The sequence below is a fragment of the Nitrospira sp. BLG_2 genome (assembly GCF_049222245.1).
In genome coordinates, this window is the sequence record NZ_JBLYIG010000316.1 from 1 (window position 1) to 5,668 (window position 5,668).

General features: G+C 54.6%; 6 protein-coding genes and 1 pseudogene. All 7 read right to left on the reverse strand.

Features of this window, described 5'->3' with window-relative positions; genetic code table 11:
* Window positions 1-371: pseudogene (locus ACOSYY_RS08810) on the reverse strand (phosphomannomutase); the annotation flags it as partial.
* Between the two features lie 52 nt (window positions 372-423).
* The gene (locus ACOSYY_RS08815) at window positions 424-1,905 is read right to left on the reverse strand and encodes a mannose-1-phosphate guanylyltransferase/mannose-6-phosphate isomerase (protein WP_421661896.1); all 1,482 of its coding nucleotides are present in this window, start codon (window positions 1,903-1,905) and stop codon (window positions 424-426) included.
* Between the two features lie 8 nt (window positions 1,906-1,913).
* The gene (locus tag ACOSYY_RS08820; RefSeq protein ID WP_421661897.1) at window positions 1,914-2,396 is read right to left on the reverse strand and encodes a KdsC family phosphatase; all 483 of its coding nucleotides are present in this window, start codon (window positions 2,394-2,396) and stop codon (window positions 1,914-1,916) included.
* A 152-nt stretch (window positions 2,397-2,548) separates the two neighbouring features.
* Window positions 2,549-3,400, reverse strand: coding sequence for a dTDP-4-dehydrorhamnose reductase (gene rfbD, locus ACOSYY_RS08825; RefSeq protein ID WP_421661898.1), 852 nt, complete (start codon window positions 3,398-3,400; stop codon window positions 2,549-2,551).
* A 62-nt stretch (window positions 3,401-3,462) separates the two neighbouring features.
* Window positions 3,463-4,479, reverse strand: a complete 1,017-nt coding sequence (rfbB, locus tag ACOSYY_RS08830) for a dTDP-glucose 4,6-dehydratase (RefSeq protein WP_421661899.1) — start codon at window positions 4,477-4,479, stop codon at window positions 3,463-3,465.
* Window positions 4,480-5,220, reverse strand: a complete 741-nt coding sequence (locus ACOSYY_RS08835; RefSeq protein ID WP_421661900.1) for a sugar phosphate nucleotidyltransferase — start codon at window positions 5,218-5,220, stop codon at window positions 4,480-4,482. It lies immediately after the preceding gene.
* A 116-nt stretch (window positions 5,221-5,336) separates the two neighbouring features.
* On the reverse strand, window positions 5,337-5,668 hold a 332-nt coding region (locus ACOSYY_RS08840; RefSeq protein WP_421661901.1), incomplete at its 5' end, for a polysaccharide biosynthesis protein.

Consider the following 5,668-nt stretch of genomic DNA (forward strand, 5'->3'; position numbering starts at 1 on the left):
AGTTCCTGAATCTCTTCTCCATGAATGGCGGCTTTTCCGATACAGATCTTGAACCCATTATATTCTGCCGCGTTGTGGCTCCCGGTAATCATGATGCCGCCGCCGACAGGCAGAGTGAACAACGAGAAGTACACCAAGGGAGAGGGACAAACTCCGATGTCGATGACGTCCAGTCCGCCGGCAAGTAACCCCTTCAGAAGCGCCTTATGGAGGGCCGGGGAACTCAACCGGCCATCGCGCCCCACGCTGATCGTTTTCACTCCACGCGTGCTCACATACGTGGAATAGGCTCGGCCCATCCGTTCCGCCAAATCCTCGGTCAGTTCGCTACCGACGACTCCTCGGAGATCATATTCTCGGAAAAGTCCCATAGTTCTCTTGCTCGTTATTCGTTCAACATGAGTGTGTAATCACATGGCCAGATTATGCCGTTTCACGAGTCGCGTGTAACGCTTCACGATGAACATCCCTTCCATAGTCGTCCTTGAACCGCACGATATCATCCTCACCGAGATACGGCCCGTTCTGTACCTCAATAATGTGCACCGTTTCCTGCGAGGGGTTTTCCAATCTATGCTTGGTGTTCACGGGGATGGCCGTACTTTCGCCGACGTGCAAATCGAAAATCTCTTGATCTCTCGTAACACGCGCGGTCCCGCTGATCACTACCCAATGTTCACTGCGCTGATGATGCATCTGGAGGGAGAGACGTCCGCCAGGGTTCACCGTGACACGTTTCACTTTGAATCCAGGCCCTTCTTCCAGCACAGTATACGACCCCCAAGGCCGCTGAACCGTCAAGTGTTCCAAATGTTCGGGGGCCTGCCGCTGTTTCAGAATGTCGACGATCTTTTTCACATCCTGTGCTCGAGATTTCGGACACACCAGTGTTGCATCCGGAGTGTCCACCACGACCATATTTTGTAGCCCGATCGTCGCGACGACACGCCGATCCGCATAGACGATCGAGTGCGTGCTCTCAAGATCGATCACCCGTCCGGTGACCACATTGCCGGCCCTGTCCTTCTCCGCCACCTCGTCCAAGCTTCCCCAACTCCCGACATCAGACCATCGAAACGTCACCGGCACCACGGCTGCCTTCGACGACCGTTCCATCACACCGGTATCGATAGAGACCGATACGATTTGACGATAGACATCATCGATTGCCTGCTTCGACGCACCGTCCATCCTAAGCTTCTTGATCCGTTCCATTGCGGCCATGATCGCCGGCTGGTAAAGACCGATTTCCTCCAAGATCGCCGCGGCGCGCCAGACGAACATGCCGCTGTTCCAAAAATAGCCGCCAGCTTTCACATACCGGGCTGCCTTCGTGGCATTGGGCTTCTCCACGAATTTGTGAACGAGATACCCGCGCAACTTGCCCTGTTTACCAAGAAAAGCGTTGTCTTTCGGTTTGATATAACCGTAACCCGTCTCCGGTCTGATCGGCTTGATCCCGAACGTGACTAAGTAGCACTCCGAGGCCAATTGCGACGCCAGTCGGACCGCATTTTCAAAGTCCCGTTGCCCTGTCACCACGTGGTCGGCGGGAACCACCAACATGAGGCCGCTAGGATCCCGTGTCAGCACCTCCAGCGCCGCCAACGCGATGGCGGGCGCCGTGTTCCGCCCTTCCGGTTCAAGGAGGAATCCATTCGTGAGATCCTCTTTCCAATCGGCCAATTGCACGCGGATGAGGTCGGCTTGCGCCGCATTCGTCGAGATCAGTACATTGGCGGCCGGCGCACAGCCCAAAACGCGTCGCATGGTCTGTTGAATGAGCGTATATTCTCCGCTGATCCGCAAGAGCTGCTTCGGAAACAGATGGCGGCTCAACGGCCAAAATCTGGTCCCGCTTCCTCCCGCCATGATCACCGGATACAGTGAATACTCCCTCGCCATATTTTCCCTCATCGCCTCCGCGTAGTCGTTTTCCGCCCGATACGGGAGAGAAGTATCAGCTCTGCGAGCTCTCTCACCGCCCCCTCTCCACCCTTCTGTCGGCACACATAGTCGACGATCTCCACCACTTGAGGAAGACCATCCGCGGGAGCCGCCGATAATCCCACCGATCTCAAGACTTCGATATCGTTTACATCATCGCCAATATACGCGATTTGCCCGAGCGAGATGCCATGCCGTCTTGCCATGTCCCGGATGACCGACAACTTGTCCGTCACTCCTTGATGAACTTCAGGGATGGCGAGTTTTTCCGCCCGGCGGGCGACCAGTCTGGTTCGTTCCTGCGTCACAATTGCCGTGATGAGGCCGGCTTTCTGCAGTAATTTAATCCCCATTCCGTCTCGGGTGTTGAACTTCTTCCACTCATCACCAGACTCGGAATAATACATGCCTGCATCGGTGAGAACTCCGTCCACATCGGTGGCGAACAAGCGAATTTTCCGTAAGAGGCTACTCGGTAGGTTGTGCTGAGTTTTCAATTTCACGCGCTTATGGCAAGAACATCGGGACGTCTCGATAAAATTGGCTGTATCTTAACGAGTCTCACGGCAATTGCAATGGTTTTACCGAGAGGAGCACTAACTCATAGAGAAGAACCAAGAGGAATGTGGGCGACCTTGGCAAATCGCGCCAATGCCTGGCTCCATTCCGGCAACGCAAGGCCCATAGACGCCAATCGGTCTGGACTCAACACGGAATATGGCGGTCGCTTGGCAAGACGTCCTGCCTGCTTTGTCGTGATCGGAATGACGGAACAACAAAACCCCATTTCGCGAACGATGGCTTGCGCAAACTCATACCATGTGCACTGTCCTCGATTGGTAACATGGATTACCCCTTCCACATCCTTCGCGACCAGTGATGCAACGGCAGCCGCCAGATCGCCAGCATAGGTCGGGCAACCGGATTGATCATCCACGACCTTCAAGATTCCCTCGCTCTGCGCAGCCCGCATGATCGATTTCACAAAATTCTTACCGACCGATCCATAGAGCCATGCGGTCCGGATAACGAGTGCCCTGGCGCCGGATGTCAGAACAGCCTGTTCGCCTTTCCATTTTGAGAATCCATATCGGTTGATCGGGCGGGGGTTGTCGTCTTCACGGTACGCGGTCCGTTGCTTCCCATCGAACACATAGTCGGTAGAAATATAAACGAGGCGGACTCCGAGCCGAACGGCGGCACGCGCGATCTGTTCCGTCCCCGTGGCGTTTACCGCCAACGCGAGGTCCGGATCTCGTTCGGCTCCATCTACATCGGTATAGGCCCCCGCATGGATGATCAAGTCGGGAGTGGATCCGACGACCTCTTCTTCGACAGTCGGGCGAGTGAGATCAAAGTCCGGCAAGTCCTTGGGTATAACGGTTTCATACCCAAACACCTCGCCAAGCGCGCTGCCCAATTGTCCATTGGCCCCGGTAATAAGAATGCGCATGATGTGAAGGTTGAGGTTAAGTATGAGTTCGAGGTTGACTTTAGCCTTAACCTATTTGGATCTTAACCTGCTTGCTGTAACCGTTTTCCGTACATCTGCTCATAATATTTCCGAAACTCCCCAGACTTGATTGGACGCCACCAGGATTCATGTTCTCGATACCATTGAATGGTCGCTCTCAGCCCTTCTTCGAACGACACAACAGGGCGCCACCCGAGCCGACGAAGTTTCCCGTTATCAACCGCATACCGGCGATCATGACCGGGCCGGTCTACGACGAAGCGAAGCAAGCTCTTCGGCTTGCCTAGATACGAGAGGATCTCTTCGGCGACCGCGATGTTTTCGCGCTCGTTTCCCCCGCCGATGTTGTACACGGCCCCCGGCTTTCCGTGAAAAAAAGCCAGCTCGATCCCGGCACAATGGTCTTCGACGGCAAGCCAATCACGGCGATATCTGCCGTCGCCGTACAACGGCAGCAACTGATCATCTATGGCATTCGTCACGAAAAGGGGAATGAATTTCTCCGGATACTGATGGGATCCATAGGTATTGCTGCCCCTCGTCACTACCACCGGAAATTGATAGGTCGTCCAGTAGCTTAATACAAGGAGATCTGCCCCTGCTTTACTGGCCGAGTATGGGCTACGTGGCTCCACACGGTCTTCTTCCGTCGACAGACCGGATTCGACCGTGCCGTACACCTCGTCCGTGCTCACTTGAAGGAACCGCTTCACGCCGGCATGTCGACTTTCTTCAAGCAACACGCCCGTACCCACCACATCAGTGCGCGCAAAGCTTCCCGGGTCAAGAATCGAACGGTCGACATGCGTCTCCGCCGCGCAATTAATGATGCCTTCGACTCGATACGTTCGAAGGACGGATGAGACCAACGATCCATCGCAAATATCGCCATGGACGAACGCATAACCCGGCTCTCGACTTATCGTGTCCAAATTGGTCAGATTCCCCGAATAACAGAGGGCATCGAGATTGACGACCTGGTGCTGCGCGGAGGCCAGCAGGCGTCGGATAAGGTGGGAACCGATGAACCCGGCGCCGCCGGTGACAAGAATACGCATCTACGCCGCTAAACTAAGGTTATTGGCTCCGGTTCGGCCGACCAATTGGTTGGCCAAATAGAGAGACTCGATGGTGCCGGCATCCGTCCACCATCCCTGAAGCAGACTCCAGGTCAACATTCCAGCCTTGATGTAGGCGTTGTTGACGTCGGTAATTTCCAGCTCCCCCCTAGCCGACGGTTTGAGCGATCGGATGAATCCGAATACTTGCGGGTCATAAAAATAAATGCCCGTGACGGCATACGGCGATCGAGGATGGAGCGGTTTTTCTTCAATCTGTACGACACGTTCATCTTCCAAAACCGGCACGCCGAACCGTTGTGGATCGTTGACTTCTTTGAGGAGAATTTTGGCCCCTTTCCGTTGGCGGCGAAAGTGATCCGCCGCCTCGGCGACGTTCCCTTGAATGATGTTATCGCCCAACACGACACAAATCGGTTCGCCCTCGGCGAAGTGTTCGGCCAGACGGAGCGCATCGGCTATACCGCCTTCACCTTCCTGATAGGTATAGTTGAGGTGTTTGAGCCCAAACTCTTTCCCGTTCCCAAGTAATTTTAAAAAATCGCCCGCGTTGTTCCCCCCCGTCACCAACATGATCTCCGTTACACCCGCATTGACCAGCGTCTGAATCGGATAATAGATCATCGGCCGGTTATAGACCGGAAGCAGGTGTTTGTTTGTGACCTTGGTGAGAGGCAACAACCTGGTGCCCTGCCCCCCCGCCAACACAACGCCTTTCACTGCTCTACCTTTCTATTGCAAGTAGTTCCTTATTGTTCTTATCGGTTGCAGTCGGTTGGAATTGTTGGGTTTGACGATAACACGAAGGAGAAACATCGGCACTTGATATGTAAAAACTACGAAACTCCCTGAGAGAGGCCCGGCTGAAAACTGGGCACAAGTCGCTTAAGATCTTGGACGAGTTCCTCTTCATCACTTTTCGGAAGAGTGGCCTGTAACGACTCCAACCATTCACTCAGCTCGCCCACGGGGACAGGCGCTCCCGCAGCTCGATGAATTTTCGGATGGGTGGTCGGCTCGACCTGCTCGCTGCTCTCAAACAGCTCCTCGTACAACTTTTCTCCCGGCCGGAGTCCCGTAAAAACGATGTCAACGTCCTTTCCAGGGACGAGGCCTGCCAACACCACCATATTTCTGGCCAGATCGGCGACTTTGATCTGTTCTCCCA

What these genes read in the sequence shown, in the direction of transcription:
- ACOSYY_RS08815 (WP_421661896.1), bottom strand. Translation starts at nt 1,905, where the DNA reads ATGGCGAGGGAGTATTCACTGTATCCGGTGATCATGGCGGGAGGAAGC.
- rfbB (WP_421661899.1), bottom strand. Translation starts at nt 4,479, where the DNA reads ATGCGTATTCTTGTCACCGGCGGCGCCGGGTTCATCGGTTCCCACCTT.
- rfbD (WP_421661898.1), bottom strand. Translation starts at nt 3,400, where the DNA reads ATGCGCATTCTTATTACCGGGGCCAATGGACAATTGGGCAGCGCGCTT.